The following is an 18022-nucleotide window of genomic DNA, read 5'->3' as shown; positions in this document are numbered from 1 at the left end:
CGTGCGGGATTCGAACCTGCGACCAATTGATTAAAAGTCAACTGCTCTACCAACTGAGCTAACGACCCATTATGTGTGCTGCTTACTATAATTTCCTGCTGCTTTAACGTTTTACAAGTTGTCTTGGCAACGGCGGCATATATTACTAATTTCTCTTCACAGTGCAACTTAAATTTCTGTTGAAGCGTTTAACTGCTTGTTCTTCACTCGCCAAAGTCCAGAAATTAGTCAATATGACCAATTCCTGGACTCGAAAATGGCTAAAGAGCAGATAAACGTTTCTGTGCCTGTTTAGCAGCATCAGTATTAGGATATTGCTTGATCACTTGTTGATAAACCGCCTTCGCTTTATCGCTTTGGCCTTTATCCTGCATGATCACCCCAACTTTAAACATCGCTTCTGAACTTTTTGGAGACTTTGGATAATTTTTTACTACAACAGCATAATAATATGCAGCGTCGTCTTTCTTACCTTTGTTGTAATACAACTGCCCTAACCAATAGTTGGCATTAGGCTGGTAAGTCGACTTTGGATACTGTTTCACAAAACCTTGGAAAGCAGTGATCGCTTGATCAAATTGCTTTTTCTCAAGAGCCAAAGAAACGGCTGCATTATAATCGCTGTTTTCATCACCAGTACTTGCTGCAGGTGCCGCTGTAGCAGCCGCTGCGCCTGCGGCAGCAGTATCGGAACTTCCAGCCGCAGAATTATCTGTCGCAGCACCAGTAGCCGCAGAAGCTGAACCCTGCGCCCCCTGACCACCGCTCAGACTCTCCATCTGCTGGTAGATCTGTTTTTGCCGCTCAACAATTTGATTGAGCTGGTACTGATTTTCTTGGATCTGACCGCGTAAACTATCTACATCGCGTTGCGAATCGGATAGCTGTTGCTGAAGTTGAGTTAATAGTTGGCTGTGAGCGTTGGAAATACGCTCAAGTTGAGTGACCCGATCTTCTACCGAGCCGGAGCCGACATTACTGATTGGCGCTTGGGCAGTAGCGGCCCATGGGACCGCTACGCCAACCAGTAACGACAGACCCACTAAGTGACGTCTGAAGTTACTGTTCATGCGATTCTCTTAGTAAACCAGAACTGCACGACGGTTTTTAGCGAACGCTGCTTCGTCATGGCCCAGTACTGCTGGTTTCTCTTTACCGTAAGAAACGATAGAGATCTGGTCAGCCGAAACGCCTTTACCTTGCAGATACATTTTCACAGCATTTGCACGACGCTCGCCCAACGCGATGTTGTATTCTGGCGTACCGCGTTCATCCGCGTGGCCTTCAACAACAACTTTGTAAGATGGGTTGCTACGCAGGAATGCAGCATGTGCATCCAGCATTTGAGCGAAGTCAGAACCGATATCGTATTTATCGAAACCGAAGTAAACGATATTGTTCTTTTGCAGTTCTTGCATCTGAAGACGAGCTTGCTCTTCTGAAGACAAGTTGCTGCCATTTTCTGTACCAGTGCCAGCGCCCATGCCAGATTGGTCATTATTTGCGCTTTTGTTAGAACTACACGCAGCGATTGCCAGAACTGGCAAAGCCAACATTAGCCCTTTTAGCACTTTGTTCAGTTGCATCTCTTTGATCCTTTTATAGTTTGCCATACATACGTATTTACACATGCATCACAGATACGGCGACCAGGCAGGAAATTTGACCTGTCCATCAGTTGCCGGAAGACGCGCTTTGAAACGCCCATCAGTCGAGACCAGCTGTAACACAGCTCCCAGCCCTTGTGTCGAGCTATAGATAACCATGGTGCCGTTAGGCGCGATACTAGGCGTTTCATCCAGGAACGTGTCCGTTAATACTTGAACGGCTCCCGTTTCTAGATCCTGTTTGGCGATGTGTTGTGCCCCACCATTAGAACTAACCAATGCCAGGAACTTACCATCAGGACTCACATCTGCGTTCTGGTTCTGAGAACCTTCCCACGTGATTCGCTGTGGTGCACCACCATTAATATTCACTTTATACACTTGTGGACGACCGCCCTGATCCGAGGTATAGGCCAGATTCTGGCTATCCGGGAACCAGCTTGGTTCAGTGTTATTGCTACGGCCATCAGTAACCTGGCTGATTTGACCAGATCCTAAGTCCATAACATACAAGTTCAAACTACCGCTTTTAGATAACGCGAAAGCCAGTTTAGTCCCGTCCGGTGAGAAAGAAGGCGCACCGTTATGACGAGGGAATGAAGCCACTTGTCTGATTGCACCATTAGCCAGCGTCTGAATAACCAGTGCTGACTTACCACTCTCGAAAGTGACATAAGCAATTTTGCTACCATCTGAAGACCAGGCTGGTGACATCAAAGGTTGTGGCGAACGGTGAACGACAAACTGGTTGTAGCCGTCGTAATCAGAAACCCGCAATTCGTGTGGGAATTTGCCGCCGTTGGTTTGCACAACATAAGCAATACGGGTACGGAAAGCACCTTTGATCCCTGTCAGCTTTTCAAATACTTCATCACTGGCAGTATGCGCTGAATAACGTAACCATTGTTTAGTTACTTTATACTGATTTTGCGCTAAAACGCTACCGGCTGCACCAGAAGTATCGACTAACTGGTAAGAAACCACATAGCTACCATCAGCACTCGGTTGAACCTGACCAACAACAACAGCATCAATACCCAACGCAGTCCAGGCTGCTGGCGTTACTTCTGCCGCAGTTGAAGGCTGTTGTGGCATGCGAGCCGCATCAATTGGGTTAAATTTGCCACTGTTACGTAAATCTGCGCCAACAATAGCACCGATCTCTTCAGGTGGTGTACCCGGCCCCATCCATTTAAACGGAACAACACCAATTGGACGAGCAGAGTCTACCCCTTGGGTAATCTCAATTCGAACTTCTGCATGTAACACAGAAGCCCACAAAACTAAAAAGCCTAGCGCAACTCGAAATGCCTGCTTCATCTTATCTCCCTTATCCGAGCGGGATGCCCGCGATAATTAGCAGAATTTTAACAAACCAACGCAAACAAAACTACATAATCCACGGTTGATCAACAAAGTTATACCCCTGTTAATCAACCCTTATTGAGGTTTAAATACAAGCGGAGCATTCTTAAACACTTCATAAACATCCGAGCTTGGAGGCTTAGGAATCTTCGCTTGTTTTGCAGCAGCGATAGCAGCCTGGCACAGTGCCGGGTCACCCCCTTCTGCTTTAACATCAATTAATAGACCATCTGGTGCTAATTTAATTCGCAGATCACAGGTACGGCCTTTGTAAAGATCTGCATCATAAAATTTACTCTGGATCGCGGCAGTGATCTGGCCCAAATAGCCGCTGACATCACCCGCTGATGCCCCGCTCTTCTTGCCACCACCTTTACCCGCAGCAGCAGCGCCCGCGCCGGCCCCACTTTTCGGTGCATTTTTGGAGTTAGCTAAACCACCAAATAAATCATCAACATCGGTTGTTGCCGCCGCTTCTGCGGCCGCTTTTTTCTTGGCATCAGCAGCAGCGGTTTTTTTAGCCTCTGCGGCCGCTTTTTTCTCAGCATCAGCCGCAGCTTTCTTCTCAGCGGCGGCAGTTGCTGCTTTCTCGGCAGCATCAGCCGCTTTCTTCGCCTCAGCATCAGCTTGTTTCTTCGCTGCTGCTGCTACAGCCGCCTCTTTTTTGGCTTCGGCTTCTGCTTTTTTCTGCGCGTCAGCTTGTGCTTTCACGATTTTATCAGCTTCTGCTTTTGCTTGTGCAGCTGCGGCCTCTGCCTGTTTCTGCTCTTCTTTCGCTTTTGCAGCAGCGGCAGCAGCAACTTTCTGTTGCTCAGCGGCCTCTTTTTGCTGCTCAGCGGCTTGTTTTTTCTGTTCTTCAGCCGCCTGCTTGGCATCTTCTTGCGCTTGCAGACGCTCTTTTTCCAATTCTTTCAGCCGTTGTTGCTCAGCAGCCTGCTTTTGCTGCAATTCTTCTGCTTGCTGATCGGCTTTTTTCTGGCGCTGTTGTTCTGCGCGTTTAGCGTCAGTCTGCTGTTGCTGCTGACGGTTATACTGTTCTGTTACTGCGCCCGGATCGACCATGACAGCGTCAATAACTTCGCCGCCAGCACCACCGCCGCCCATTTCAGTCTTCTGCGTCAGAGAGCCCCAAATCAACAGGGCAATCAATATGATGTGCAGAACCACCGACACGATAACGGCGCGATTCAGCTTATCATTTTGCTCGGTTGCCTTACCCACGCTCGATTTCCACACTCGATGTCCGCATCTATTGCTAAAAAACGGAACTGCTAAAAACAAGGTATCTACTGGCTGGAGTGACTCTCAATCCAACCAATATCAACGCAAATTTATATCGGTTGAGTCATTAAGCCCACCGACGTCACACCCGCCTGATGCAGCATATTCAGAGCCTTGATAATTTCATCATAAGGCACCTCTTTAGCACCACCTATCAGGAACACGGTTTTCGGATTCGATTTCAATCTGGCCTGAGCCTCTGCCACAACTTGTTCTGAAGGCAGTTGCTCCATCCGCTGGTGATCTACCACCAACGAGTATTGACCCACCCCTGACACTTCCACAATCACTGGTGGATTATCATCACTTGAGACGGTTTTTGAGTCCGTCGCGTCGGGTAGATCCACCTCAACGCTTTGCGTAATGATCGGCGCGGTCGCCATAAAGATCAGCAATAGCACCAGCAACACGTCCAGTAAGGGAACAATGTTAATTTCAGACTTAAGCTCGCGACGTTTACGACCACGTACTCGCGCCATACAACCCCCTACTTATTTGCTCTCGGCGCTGGCAAAAGCCTGACGATGCAGAATAGCAATGAACTCTTCCATGAAGTTGTCATAGTTTTGTTCAAGTTTATTCACGCGCTGGTTCAGGCGGTTATAGGCCATAACAGCAGGGATCGCAGCGAACAGACCGATCGCGGTAGCAATCAGTGCTTCGGCAATACCTGGTGCGACCATTTGTAACGTCGCCTGCTTTACTGCACCCAGAGAAATAAAGGCATGCATAATCCCCCATACTGTACCAAACAGGCCAATATACGGGCTGATGGAACCAACAGTACCGAGGAATGGAATATGAGTTTCCAGAGCTTCTAATTCACGGTTCATTGAGATGCGCATCGCACGGGAGGCACCGTCAATCACCGCCTCTGGTGCATGGCTGTTTGCGCGATGTAAACGGGCAAACTCTTTAAATCCAGAATGGAAGATCTGCTCGGAGCCCCCGAGAGTCTCGCGACGAGCCTGGCTTTCCTGATACAAGCGAGACAGCTCAATACCGGACCAAAACTTATCTTCAAAGGCTTCTGCATCGCGGGTGGCAGCATTCAGAATACGCGTTCGTTGAATGATGATCGCCCATGAAGCAATAGAAAAGCCCATTAATACCAGCATGATAAGCTTAACGAATAGGCTTGCCTGCAGGAATAAATCCAGAATGTTCATGTCAGCCACTACTTAAACTCCGCGACAATAGACTTAGGAAGCGCTCTTGGCTTCATTTGGTGTGGATCGATACATGCGATCAATACTTCTGCACTACTCAGAAGATTGCCATGTGTGTCGAGAATTCGTTGAGCAAACGTGAGAGAAGCCCCACGCATTGCGGTAATTTCACTCTGTACTTCCAGCATATCATCAAGACGTGCCGGTGCCAGGTATTCTACCGTCATGCGGCGGACAGCGAAAGCGACATGCTCACTGAGCAATTGCTGCTGGTGAAAATTGCGTTGGCGCAACAATTCAGTGCGCGCCCTTTCATAAAAGGCAACGTAGCGTGCGTGGTATACCACGCCGCCAGCATCGGTGTCTTCAAAATAGACACGTACCGGCCATCGAAACAACGTATTACTCACTCTACTTCCCAGTAATGCAGTTAACGGACACACTATACTGAAGAGCGCTAAGCTTTGGAATCACTTGAGGGAATAGAACGAAAATAATTATGGGCCGAATGGCCCATAAGGATAGATTGTGTTCAGATTAGGCGAAACGTGTACAGATTAGACAAAAAAGTAGAATAATCCCGCGGCCAAGATCACAATTGCGGGAAGTGGTGAGAAAAAAGCACGCAACCATATCCGCTTAGGGCGAAAACCTACCCCATGAATCACACCGGTACAAACCGCCCACACGATAAACACCTCTTGCCAGACCTCAAGTGAACTGGTTGCCGCCGCAAAACGCGAAGGGTCCCAAAACACACAGAATGCCACAGCAAAGGCGAGCACCAGTGAAAGGGCCCGCAGCGGGCCCTTATCCAGTAAATCGTATAACTTATCGGACAACATCATCATTGCCATTATTAGCGGCTTTCGCTGCTGCATTGGCTTCACTCTGCTCCAGCGCCAGAGCAGTAATGATACCAAAGGAGCAGGCCAGAAGTGTCCCTAGAATCCAGGCAAAATACCACATGCTTTATGCTCCTTAGTACAGTGAGTGCTTATTGTTTTCGATAAAGTCTTTATCAATGCGCCCGAACATCTTGTAGTAACACCAACTGGTGTACAGCAGGATGATAGGAACAAAGATTATCGCAACAACGGTCATCACTTTCAGCGTCAACAGGCTAGAGGTGGCATCCCACATTGTCAGACTGACATTTGGCACTGTGCTTGACGGCATGACGAATGGAAACATAGTTACCCCGGCAGTCAGAATCACACAGGCAATAGTCAGTGATGAGAACAGGAAGGCCCAAGCCCCTTTTTCAAAGCGCGACAGCAAAATGGTGAACAGTGGCAGAATAACCCCAAGAGCAGGCAGCGCCCACAGGCTTGGGTACTTATTGAAGTTAATCAACCATGCACCCGCCTGATGTGCAACTTCTTTGCGCATCGGGTTAGATTCAGCCGCCGTATCCAAAGCTGAAGTTATAACGAAGCCATCAATACCTTTAACTAACCAGATACCGGCCAACAGGAAGGCCACACTCATCACCAACGCAGAGATCTGAGCCGCAGTACGAGAGCGCAGATGCAACTCACCACGGGTACGCATTTGCAGGTAAGTAGCACCTTGCGTTACCAGCATGGTCAAGCTGACAACACCCGCCAGTAACCCAAACGGGTTCAGCAACTGGAAGAAGTTACCGGTGTAGAACAGGCGCATGTAGCTATCCATGTGGAACGGTACCCCTTGCAGCAAGTTACCGAATGCCACACCGAAGACTACCGCTGGCACGAAGCTACCAGCAAAAATGCCCCAGTCCCACATATTGCGCCAACGGTTATCTTCCACCTTAGAACGGTAATCAAAACCGACCGGACGGAAGAATAACGCAGCCAATACCAGAATCATCGCAATATAGAAGCCGGAGAATGCGGCTGCATACACCATTGGCCAGGCAGCAAACAGCGCCCCACCCGCAGTGATCAACCAAACCTGATTACCATCCCAGTGAGGGGCAATCGAGTTAATCATAATACGACGTTCTGTATCATTCTTACCGATGATACGCAGCAGGATACCGACACCCATATCGAAACCATCGGTTACTGCGAACCCAATCAGCAGCACACCGATCAGCAGCCACCAGATAAATCGTAATACTTCATAATCAAACATAAGTGGACTCCTGTTTACCGTGCTTCCTGCACTGGGGCAGTCGGCTGTTCAAAATGATAGCGGCCGGTTTTCAGGCTACTTGGCCCAAGGCGCGCGAATTTGAACATCAGGTACATTTCTGCCACCAGGAACAGCGTGTACAGACCACAGATCAACCCCATGGAGAATAGAATATCCCCAGCGGTGACTGACGAGTTTGCAATTGCTGTCGGCAGCACTTCACCGATAGCCCATGGCTGACGACCATATTCCGCCACAAACCAACCTGCTTCTACTGCAATCCACGGCAACGGAATACCAAACAATGCTGCGCGCAGTAACCATTTTTTCTCACCAATCCGGCCACGAACTACGTTATAGAAGGACAGACCGATAATCAGCAACATCAGGAAACCACAGGCAACCATGATGCGGAAAGCGAAATACAGTGGCAGAACACGTGGGATTGAGTCTTTAGCCGCCAACTGAATTTGTTCTTCAGTCGCATCGGTAACGTTTTGGGTATAACGCTTCAGTAACAGACCGTAGCCCAGATCTTGTTTCGCCTTACTAAAGGCTTCACGCACCGCAGGGTCAGTGTTACCCGAACGTAATTTTTCTAGCAGACTGTAAGCATGGATACCATTACGGATACGGACTTCATGTTGAGACATCAAATCACGCAAGCCGATAACCGGTGTATCCAATGAACGGGTCGCTATTATCCCCAAGGCAAATGGAATCTGAACCGCAAATCGGTTCTCCATGGTTTCTTGATTCGGGATAGCAAACAGCGTAAAGGCTGCCGGAGGCGGTTGGGTTTCCCATTCAGCTTCAATTGCAGCCAATTTGGTTTTCTGCACATCGCCCATTTCGTAACCAGATTCATCACCCAGCACGATAACCGACAATACGGCAGCCAAACCAAAGCTCGCCGCAATGGCAAAGGAACGCTTGGCAAACGGAATATCACGGCCTTTCAACAGATAGTAAGAGCTGATACCCAGCACAAACATCGCGCCAGTCACATACCCTGCCGCTACAGTGTGAACGAATTTCACCTGTGCAACCGGGTTGAGAACCAGTTCAGAGAAGCTCAGCATTTCCATACGCATAGTTTCAAAGTTGAAATCAGATGCAATCGGGTTTTGCATCCAACCGTTGGCAACCAAGATCCACAACGCAGAGAAGTTAGAGCCTAATGCAACCAGCCAGGTTACAGCCAAATGCTGATGTTTACTCAGGCGATCCCATCCGAAGAAGAACAGACCGACGAAAGTAGACTCCAGGAAGAACGCCATCAAACCTTCGATTGCCAGAGGGGCACCGAAGATATCACCGACGTAATGTGAGAAATATGACCAGTTAGTCCCGAACTGGAACTCCATAGTCAAACCAGTAGCAACCCCCAGAGCAAAGTTAATAGCAAATAACTTGCCCCAGAATTTGGTCATATCTTTATAGATTTGTTTACCAGACAGCACATAAACCGATTCCATAATTGCCAACATAAACGCCATACCCAGCGTTAGTGGGACAAATAAGAAATGGTACATTGCCGTTAAGGCAAACTGTAACCGTGACAGTTCGACAATATCAAACATCTTGACTCCTTGCTCCTCGCAGGAAGACTCCGACTTGCGGCAACCGAGCCTCCGCTAACTAAATTGGAAGCCCTGAAATTACCCCGCAGTGAATGCCCAAAAAAACACAACAAAAATAACAATATCAACTACCCAGTATTACACCGCGGTAATAGTACGCTTCTAATCCCACACAATAAATAGGATTTTACGTGACCCAGCGTTGAGTTCTGGATACAGGTCAACAAACAGGCCATTTGCCCATCCCGCCGTAGTTTGATCTAGAACAATTTAAGCTCATATGAACATTATTGCTATATTCAAAACTTGATTTAGGACAATTAATTCTTTTTCATGTTAATTAAAAGTTTGATTGTTTTTATATAACCCCGAACTGTTAATGAAATGTAATTTTATGGTTTATCTAATGCTTTATTACTGCGTTATTATGCGATCCAGATTAACGTTTAAATTTATTACACTCAGGGTGAGTTAAATCACAATTCCGATTTTTATATAAATATATTAGTCTAACTTGAGGGAAGCGTTCGCAAGTGTTGCCATTTTGTTGCATGATGAAATGCTATTTCTTGATAAAATATTGAATCCTCTACAATGAAAAAAATAGCGCTCACCACATTACTCTGTGTCAGTACCGCTTCCATCGCCGCGCAACAAGTTGATATCACTATTTTAGGCACCTCTGATTTACATGGTACTTTTGTGCCGTGGGACTATGCCAGCGACAGTGAAAACTTAGCCGGCAGTCTGAGCCAGATAGCCACGAAAGTGCAAAAAATACGGGCTGAACAGCCGAATGTGATTCTGGTCGATGCCGGTGATACCCTTCAGGGCAACTTTGTTGAAACCTTTAAAAATGAGCCGATAAGCCCGATGATTCTCGGCTTCAATGCCTTGAAATATGATGCCTGGGTGATGGGCAACCACGAATTTGATTTTGGCCTGAAAGCCCTTTCCACTTCACTAAAACAATTTGATGGCACGGCACTGGCGGGGAATATCTTCTGGGATTCAGGTAAACCTTACCTCCCCTCTTATAAAATCATCGAACGTCAGGGGGTGAAAATCGGCATTATTGGCATGGATACCCCAATGACTGCGGAGTTTGCACAAGGCACCGACCGTATCAATGGCATTCATTTCACCGATCCAGTACAAGAAGTGAAAAAGGTTATTCAGCAAATCCAGCCACAAGTAGATGCCATCGTGCTGGTTGCCCATATGGGAGTCGATAATGAGAATCAGCGCCCTGGCACCGGGGTTGGCGATATCGCCAAGGCCAATCCAGAGCTGGCAGCCATTGTCGCAGGCCATATGCATGTGAAGATTGATAAAGCAGTGGTTAACGGTGTCATTATCACTGAGCCGGATAAGTATGGCCGCGCGCTCTCCCGCATTGACCTGAAATTCGAGCAACGTGAGGGTAAATATCATCTGGTGGATAAAGACAGCTATACCTATCCGATCAAGGGAGTCGAGTCTGATAAAAAGCTGGAAGCGATTTACCAGCCTTATCATGATATTTTGCGCGCCAATGCTAATCGGGTGATTGCAACCTTGAGCGGCAGTAATCTGGTACCGGTCGATGAGATTAAAGGTATTCCTCAGGTTCATATTCAGGATACCGGTATCAGCGCGTTGTATCAGGAGGCGGCACATTATTATGCTCCTCAGGCGCAGGTTATTGCCTTACAGATTGATAACGACCATCCTAAACTGGATGTCGGGGATATCACCGCTAAAGACATTGCATTTAACTATCAATATGCCGGCGGTGAAATCACCGTTTATGCTCTGACCGGTAAAGCGTTAAAACAGTACATGGAGTGGTCGGCTGATTACTTTAATCAGGTTAAAGCGGGTGATGTCACCTACAGTTTTAATCCACAACGTCGCGCCTCTAAATATTCCACTAATGATTTCTTTGACGGTGTGACTTACACCATTGATTTACGTCAGCCAGTCGGCTCACGTATCACCGACCTGCGCCTCAATGACGGCACGCCTGTTACCGATAGCACCCCTATTCATCTGGGCATGAACAGTTACCGGATGGGGCATTTGACGCAAAAAGGTGGCGCATTGGAAGGACAGAAATTCCAAGTGTTATCAGACAGTAAAGCACAGTACGGTGAGGAAGACGGCACAATACGTAATCTGACCATTCGCTATTTGACTGATATTAAGGCCGGGAAGTATGAGGGTAAAGCTCAGCAGCGCTGGCATTTAATCGGGTTGGAAGGCTACGAGAAAGAGCGGCAGATTGTTAAACAGCTGATTAATAACGGCACACTTGCTGTGCCCGTGACGGCTGATGGCCGCTATACCAACATCGCGTCTATCAATGTCAAAGATAAGTTGTTTAAGGATAGAGCCAGTTATGATGCTGCATTGGCTGCGTTGCAGCAACAAACTGCCAGTGCCAGCACTGAGCAGGCTAAGCAACAAGCGCAAACAGATATTATCTTAATCACCGCCCTGAATACGTTCTGATTAGCCACAAAAAAGGCCACCGCAAGGTGGCCTCAGGTGTCGAACTAACACTGAAACCAGTGCACTCGATGTTATTTATTACTTTGGTAAACAGCTTTCACGGCATTACCAATTTCAGCCAGGCTACGGACTGTTTTCACACCGGCAGCTTCCAGCGCCGCGAACTTATCATCCGCAGTTCCTTTACCACCCGCAATGATGGCGCCTGCGTGGCCCATACGCTTACCTTTTGGTGCAGTTACACCGGCGATGTAACCCACAACAGGTTTGGTCACGTGATCTTTAATATAAGCTGCGGCTTCTTCTTCAGCGTTACCACCAATTTCACCGATCATCACAATAACTTCAGTCTGCGGGTCTTCCTGGAACAACTTCAGAATATCAATGAAGTTAGAGCCTGGGATCGGGTCGCCACCGATGCCAACACAAGTTGACTGACCGAAGCCGATATCCGTGGTTTGTTTTACCGCTTCATAGGTCAAAGTACCGGAACGAGAAACAATACCCACTTTGCCCGGTAAATGAATGTGGCCCGGCATGATGCCAATCTTACATTCACCTGGGGTGATAACACCTGGGCAGTTCGGGCCGATCATCCGTGCATCAGACTGTTCTAATCTGACTTTTACTACCAGCATATCCAGTGTTGGGATACCTTCAGTAATACAGATGATCAGTTTGATACCGGCATCAATAGCTTCCAGAATGGAGTCTTTACAGAACGGTGCTGGCACGTAGATAACAGATGCCGTAGCACCGGTAGTTTCTACTGCTTCACGTACGGTATTGAATACTGGCAGGCCCAGATGCTGGGTGCCGCCTTTACCTGGCGTTACGCCGCCAACCATTTTTGTACCATAGGCAATAGCTTGTTCGGAGTGGAAAGTCCCCTGGCTACCGGTAAAACCCTGGCAAATAACTTTGGTGTTTTTATCAATTAAAATAGACATTATTTAGCCCCCACTGCCGCTACAACTTGCTGAGCCGCATCTGTCAGGCTGGTCGCAGCAATGATATTCAAACCGCTGTCTGCCAATTTTTTGGCACCCAGTTCAGCGTTATTTCCTTCCAGACGAACCACCACTGGCACGTTTACGCCCACTTCTTCAACCGCACCAATGATGCCGTCAGCGATCAGGTCACAGCGCACAATGCCGCCGAAAATGTTAACCAGAACCGCTTTCACTTTGTCATCAGACAGAATGATTTTGAATGCTTCAGTCACGCGCTCTTTGGTTGCACCACCGCCAACATCGAGGAAGTTAGCCGGTTCACCACCGTGAAGTTTCACGATGTCCATGGTTCCCATTGCCAAACCGGCACCGTTAACCATGCAACCAATGTTGCCATCCAACGCCACGTAGTTCAGTTCCCACTGCGCCGCATCAGCTTCACGTTTATCTTCCTGCGACTTATCACGCATTTCACGCAGTTCTGGTTGACGGAACAAGGCGTTACCATCAGCACCCAGCTTGCCATCCAGACAGATCAGATCACCTTGTTTGGTAATCACCAGCGGGTTGATCTCAACCATCGCCAGGTCACGTTCCAGGAACAATGTTGCCAGGCCCATAAAGATCTTGGTGAACTGAGTGACTTGCTTACCGCTCAGGCCCAGTTTAAAGGCTAACTCGCGGCCCTGATAAGGCTGCGGCCCCGTCAACGGATCCAATGCAATTTTGTGGATCAGTTCAGGCGTTTCTTCGGCAACTTTCTCAATTTCAACACCGCCTTCAGTGGATGCCATAAACACCACGCGACGGGAGCTACGGTCAATAACCGCGCCCAGATACAGCTCTTTATCGATATCAGTCGCAGCTTCAACCAGAATTTGGTGAACCGGCTGACCGTGGGCATCTGTCTGGTAGGTCACCAGGTTTTTACCCAACCACTGTTCAGCGAAAGCACGAATATCTTCTTTGCTGTTAACCAGTTTCACGCCGCCCGCTTTACCGCGACCACCCGCATGCACCTGACATTTAACCACCCACGGGCCAGCACCGATTTTAGATGCGGCTTCTTCTGCTTCACGCGGTGTAGTACAAGCGTAGCCAGTTGGCGCTGGCATGCCATACCGAGCAAACAGTTGTTTTGCCTGATATTCGTGTAAATTCATGATGTTCTATCCATATAAGGTCTGAGATGGGCCGAAGCCTACTAGGTAGCCTGATTGCACGGAGGCAGGTTAATCAACACCTTGCAATCAGACTGACCTCGTCATTTATCTTTTTTATACGTCGAGCAGTAAGCGAGCTGGATCTTCCAGCATCTCTTTCACCGTCACCAGATAACCCACGGACTCGCGGCCATCAATCAAACGGTGATCGTAGGACAGTGCCAAATACATCATTGGCAGAATCACTACCTGACCATTTACCGCCATTGGCCGGTCTTTGATAGCATGCATACCAAGGATCGCGCTTTGTGGTGGGTTAATGATCGGAGTCGACATCAGGGAGCCGAATACGCCGCCATTGGTAATGGTGAAATTACCGCCAGTCAGCTCTTCTACTTTCAGTTTGCCGTCACGGCCTTTTACAGCCAGTTCTTTGATTTTCTTCTCGATATCAGCCATACCCAGTGTATCTACATCACGCAACACTGGAGTCACCAGACCGCGCGGGGTAGAAACCGCAATACTGACATCAAAGTAGTTGTGATAGACCACATCTTCGCCATCAATAGAAGCATTCACTTCAGGATAACGTTTCAAAGCTTCAACTACCGCTTTGATATAGAAGGACATAAAGCCCAGACGGACACCGTGGCGCTTCTCGAAAGCTTCACCGTACTGCTTACGCAGGTCCATGATCGGCTTCATATTGATTTCGTTAAACGTGGTCAGCATTGCTGTACTATTTTTCGCTTCCAACAAACGCTCAGCAACACGTTTACGCAAGCGGGTCATAGGTACGCGTTTTTCGCTACGGCTAGCCAGTGCCGCAGGTGCGGCGGCGGCTACTTTGGTTTCAGCCACTGCCGGTGCCGTTTTACGGTTTGCCAAATGACTATCGACATCTTCACGGGTAATACGGCCACCCACGCCACTGCCTTTAATGGCAGTAGCATCAAGGTCATGTTCTGCAATCAGACGACGAATTGCCGGGCTGAGAGTATCGTTACTCTCTTCTTCCAGGCTAGCGGTCTGGCGCTGCGCCGGAGTGGACTCAGTGCTTTGACTTTTTTCTTCCGTCGGCTTACCTGAGCTGTCACTTGGACGAATACGGCCCAGTACCTGACGTGAGGTCACAGTCGCGCCTTCGTCTTCCAAAATGGCGTCTAAAATACCGTCCTGACTGGCCGGAACTTCCAGAATCACTTTGTCCGTTTCAATCTCAACCAGCACTTCATCGCGTTTAACGCTGTCGCCCGGTTTCTTGTGCCAAGTTGCTACAGAGCCATCAGCGACAGACTCAGGGAGGTCAGGAACATTAATATCTACGCTACTCATTCTCTATCCTTTATATGTTAACCGGCTCGCTACTCGACGGTCAGCGCGTCATTAACCAGAGCTTGTTGTTGTTTCTGGTGTACGGAAATGTATCCAACTGCCGGTGAAGCTGATGCCGGGCGACCTGCATAACGCAAGGAAGCGCCAAATGGAATCACTTCGCGGAAGTTGTGCTGACTACAATACCAGGCACCCTGGTTCAGCGGCTCTTCCTGGCACCAGACGAAATCATGCACATGAGCGAACTGTTCCAACACCGCTTGTACAGCATGATGCGGGAACGGATAAAGCTGCTCGATACGCACGATAGCAACATCGGTTTGCCCATTCTTACGGCGTTGTTCCAGCAGGTCGTAATACACTTTGCCTGAACACATGACGACACGTTTGACGCCTTTCGCATCCAGCTCGTCAACTTCACCAATCGCTGGCAAGAAGCTGCCATTTGCCAATTCATCAAGCGATGATATGGCCAACGGATGACGCAACAATGACTTAGGTGACATTACCACCAGCGGGCGACGCATACCACGTAATGCCTGGCGGCGGATCATGTGGTAAACCTGCGCCGGCGTAGAGGGGATACACACCTGCATATTTTGTTCGGCACAAAGTTGCAGATAACGCTCCAATCGTGCGGAGGAGTGCTCTGGTCCCTGCCCTTCATAACCATGTGGCAGCAACATCACCAGGCCACACATCCGGCCCCATTTCTGCTCACCGGAGCTGATGAACTGGTCGATAACCACTTGCGCACCGTTGGCAAAGTCACCAAACTGCGCTTCCCAAATAGTCAGGGTGCGTGGTTCTGCGGTGGCATAGCCATATTCAAATGCCAACACCGCTTCTTCTGACAGCACGGAGTCCCAGACCTGGAAGTCACCCTGCCCGCTGTGTACATTCGCCAGCGGCACATAAACCGAGCCATTTTTCTGGTTATGAATCACCGCATGACGATGGAAGAAGGTACCGCGACCCGCATCTTCACCAGATAAACGAATCGGAATCCCTTCATCTACCAGCGTTGCGTAAGCCAGTGTTTCAGCCCCCCCCCAGTCAAACGGCTTCTCACCACTTGCCATCAAAGCACGATCGCCATAAATCTTGGCAACACGGGATTGCATTTCAATGGCTTCCGGTGCATGGCTGATGCGACGCGCCAGATCTTGCAGGCGTTTCATCTCAACTTTGCTTGGATATTCTTCGTCCCACTCATGGTTCAGATACGGCGACCAGGTGAAGGATTGCAGATTCATCGGACGCCACTCTTCCACCACACAGTCACCACCATCCAGCGCATCACGATACAGGTTGACCATTTCCGTGGCATCTTCCAGGCTGGCGATATTTTGCTCGGTCAGCTTGTCAGCATAAATCTTGCGCGGCGTCGGGTGTTTTTTGATCTTCTGATACATCACGGGCTGCGTTGCACTTGGCTCATCGGCTTCGTTATGCCCATGGCGGCGGTAGCAAACCAGATCGATCATCACGTCACGTTTAAAGGTGTTACGGAAATCCAACGCCAGACGGGTAACAAACGCCACAGCTTCAGGATCATCAGCATTCACGTGGAAAATCGGAGCCTGTACCATTTTGGCGATATCGGTACAGTACTGGGTAGAACGCGCATCCAGTGGGTTCGACGTAGTGAAACCAATCTGGTTGTTGATAACAATGCGCACCGTCCCGCCCACTTCATAGCCACGTGCCTGTGACATATTCAGTGTTTCTTGCACCACGCCCTGGCCGGTAATCGCCGCATCACCATGAATAGTGATTGGCAGAACCATATTACTGCGTGCTTCATCCAGACGATCACGGCGTGCACGTACCGAACCGATAACCACCGGGCTGACAATTTCCAGATGGGATGGGTTAAAGGCCAGTGCCAGGTGAACCAGGCCGCCTTCAGTTTCCACATCGGATGAGAAGCCTTGGTGATATTTAACGTCACCGGTCCCCAGATGCTCTTTATGCTTACCGGCAAATTCGTCAAACAAATCTTCCGGCTTCTTACCCAAAACGTTGATCAATACGTTGAGGCGGCCACGGTGAGCCATCCCCAGAACCACTTCGCGGGTACCATTTTTCCCCGCATGGCGAATCATCTCTTTCAGCATGGTGACCAGCGAATCGCCGCCCTCCAGCGAGAAACGCTTCGCGCCCGGGAATTTAGCCCCTAAATAACGTTCCAGACCTTCAGCGGCAGTCAATTCGCTCAGGAAGCGACGTTTTTCTTCATCACTGAATGTCGGTTTCCCAACCACCGACTCAATACGCTGCTGAAGCCAGCGTTTTTCTTCGGTGTTGGTAATGTGCATGTATTCAGCGCCGATAGAGCCGCAATAGGTCTGTTTCAGTGCTGCATACAGGTCAGACAACTTCATGGTTTCTTTGCCAATAGCAAAAGAACCCACATTGAAGGTGTTTTGGAAATCGGCTTCGGTCAGGTGGTGGTAGGAAGGCTCGAGGTCTGGAACAGACTCCTGCTTCCACAAACCGAGTGGATCAAGGTTGGCATGTTGATGACCACGGAAGCGGAAGGCGTTGATTAACTGCAACACCTTAACTTGCTTGGCATCATTTTCAGGATCGCTGATGGATGAGTTATAACGAGAGGAATCCTTCGCCAGGCGACGGAAATACTCACGTGTTTGAGAGTGGAACTGATCAGGTTTTACACCCGTTGTTGGTAGCTGTTGAAAAATTGAACGCCAACTATCATCAACGGAACCAGGATCGGTTAAAAAGTCTTCATAGAGCTGCTCTATGTAGGACTGGTTCGCGCCCGCCAGATAGGAGGAATCCAGCCAGGCCTTCATTGCGCCGTTCTGCATCATGATCCCTTAAGCTTTGAAGCTTCAGTTTTCGCCGTGGTTAACATATACACCGTAGTATCAACGGTTTGCCGTAAAAACGGTTCACTCGACGTGCTCAATGCACGTTCTGTTA

At 48.8% G+C, this 18022-nt stretch carries 16 protein-coding genes; 1 reads left to right on the top strand and 15 read right to left on the bottom strand.

Annotation, left to right across the window (positions count from 1 at the left end):
• Positions 1–260: 260 nt before the first annotated feature.
• The 11 genes from cpoB to cydA all read right to left on the bottom strand — a co-directional run bounded on the left by cpoB (position 261) and on the right by cydA (position 9126).
• A complete protein-coding gene (cpoB, locus tag V2A85_RS05505) occupies positions 261–1070 on the bottom strand; it encodes a cell division protein CpoB (RefSeq protein ID WP_032907063.1) in 810 nt (269 codons plus the stop codon).
• Between the two features lie 9 nt (positions 1071–1079).
• Positions 1080–1586: a peptidoglycan-associated lipoprotein Pal gene (pal, locus tag V2A85_RS05500; RefSeq protein WP_004393299.1), complete on the bottom strand. Its 507-nt coding sequence runs from the start codon at positions 1584–1586 to the stop codon at positions 1080–1082.
• 48 nt (positions 1587–1634) lie between these two features.
• Positions 1635–2927, bottom strand: a complete 1293-nt coding sequence (gene tolB / locus V2A85_RS05495; RefSeq protein WP_372558366.1) for a Tol-Pal system beta propeller repeat protein TolB — start codon at positions 2925–2927, stop codon at positions 1635–1637.
• A gap of 120 nt (positions 2928–3047) precedes the next feature.
• Positions 3048–4193 carry a cell envelope integrity protein TolA gene (gene tolA, locus V2A85_RS05490; protein ID WP_193784696.1) on the bottom strand — a complete coding sequence of 382 codons (1146 nt, stop codon included), beginning with the start codon at positions 4191–4193 and terminating at the stop codon, positions 3048–3050.
• Between the two features lie 110 nt (positions 4194–4303).
• Positions 4304–4732, bottom strand: a complete 429-nt coding sequence (tolR, locus tag V2A85_RS05485) for a colicin uptake protein TolR (protein WP_083159585.1) — start codon at positions 4730–4732, stop codon at positions 4304–4306.
• 12 nt (positions 4733–4744) lie between these two features.
• Entirely contained in the window at positions 4745–5431 is a 687-nt protein-coding gene (tolQ, locus tag V2A85_RS05480; RefSeq protein WP_005188971.1) for a Tol-Pal system protein TolQ, read from the bottom strand.
• On the bottom strand, positions 5431–5832 hold the full coding sequence (gene ybgC, locus V2A85_RS05475; RefSeq protein ID WP_420071019.1) for a tol-pal system-associated acyl-CoA thioesterase: 402 nt from the start codon (positions 5830–5832) through the stop codon (positions 5431–5433). Before ybgC ends, tolQ begins: the two co-directional genes overlap by 1 nt.
• A gap of 147 nt (positions 5833–5979) precedes the next feature.
• On the bottom strand, positions 5980–6267 hold the full coding sequence (gene ybgE, locus V2A85_RS05470) for a cyd operon protein YbgE (protein WP_372559847.1): 288 nt from the start codon (positions 6265–6267) through the stop codon (positions 5980–5982).
• Positions 6254–6391, bottom strand: a complete 138-nt coding sequence (gene cydX, locus V2A85_RS05465) for a cytochrome bd-I oxidase subunit CydX (RefSeq protein ID WP_004712290.1) — start codon at positions 6389–6391, stop codon at positions 6254–6256. The genes ybgE and cydX overlap by 14 nt, the downstream gene beginning before the upstream one ends.
• Before the next feature lie 12 nt (positions 6392–6403).
• Positions 6404–7543 carry a cytochrome d ubiquinol oxidase subunit II gene (gene cydB / locus V2A85_RS05460; protein ID WP_083159589.1) on the bottom strand — a complete coding sequence of 380 codons (1140 nt, stop codon included), beginning with the start codon at positions 7541–7543 and terminating at the stop codon, positions 6404–6406.
• 14 nt (positions 7544–7557) lie between these two features.
• Positions 7558–9126, bottom strand: a complete 1569-nt coding sequence (gene cydA, locus V2A85_RS05455) for a cytochrome ubiquinol oxidase subunit I (RefSeq protein WP_372558364.1) — start codon at positions 9124–9126, stop codon at positions 7558–7560.
• Positions 9127–9720: 594 nt separating this feature from the next.
• Between cydA and V2A85_RS05450 the strand changes: the two genes are divergently transcribed.
• A complete protein-coding gene (locus V2A85_RS05450) occupies positions 9721–11619 on the top strand; it encodes a bifunctional metallophosphatase/5'-nucleotidase (RefSeq protein WP_420071018.1) in 1899 nt (632 codons plus the stop codon).
• 71 nt (positions 11620–11690) lie between these two features.
• On the opposite strand, the gene sucD is transcribed toward V2A85_RS05450, so the two are convergent.
• The 4 genes from sucD to sucA all read right to left on the bottom strand — a co-directional run bounded on the left by sucD (position 11691) and on the right by sucA (position 17907).
• Positions 11691–12569, bottom strand: a complete 879-nt coding sequence (sucD, locus tag V2A85_RS05445) for a succinate--CoA ligase subunit alpha (RefSeq protein WP_372558362.1) — start codon at positions 12567–12569, stop codon at positions 11691–11693.
• Positions 12569–13735: an ADP-forming succinate--CoA ligase subunit beta gene (gene sucC, locus V2A85_RS05440; RefSeq protein WP_372558361.1), complete on the bottom strand. Its 1167-nt coding sequence runs from the start codon at positions 13733–13735 to the stop codon at positions 12569–12571. Before sucC ends, sucD begins: the two co-directional genes overlap by 1 nt.
• A 114-nt stretch (positions 13736–13849) precedes the next feature.
• Entirely contained in the window at positions 13850–15070 is a 1221-nt protein-coding gene (odhB, locus tag V2A85_RS05435; protein WP_083159597.1) for a 2-oxoglutarate dehydrogenase complex dihydrolipoyllysine-residue succinyltransferase, read from the bottom strand.
• A gap of 29 nt (positions 15071–15099) precedes the next feature.
• On the bottom strand, positions 15100–17907 hold the full coding sequence (sucA, locus tag V2A85_RS05430; RefSeq protein WP_083159599.1) for a 2-oxoglutarate dehydrogenase E1 component: 2808 nt from the start codon (positions 17905–17907) through the stop codon (positions 15100–15102).
• Positions 17908–18022: the final 115 nt, after the last annotated feature.

This window comes from Yersinia sp. 1252 StPb PI (genome assembly GCF_048593885.1).
In the GTDB taxonomy this organism is placed as follows: Bacteria; Pseudomonadota; Gammaproteobacteria; order Enterobacterales; family Enterobacteriaceae; genus Yersinia; species Yersinia enterocolitica_E.
Note: the sequence above shows the minus strand (reverse complement) of the source record. Positions and strands in the feature narration are given on the sequence as shown.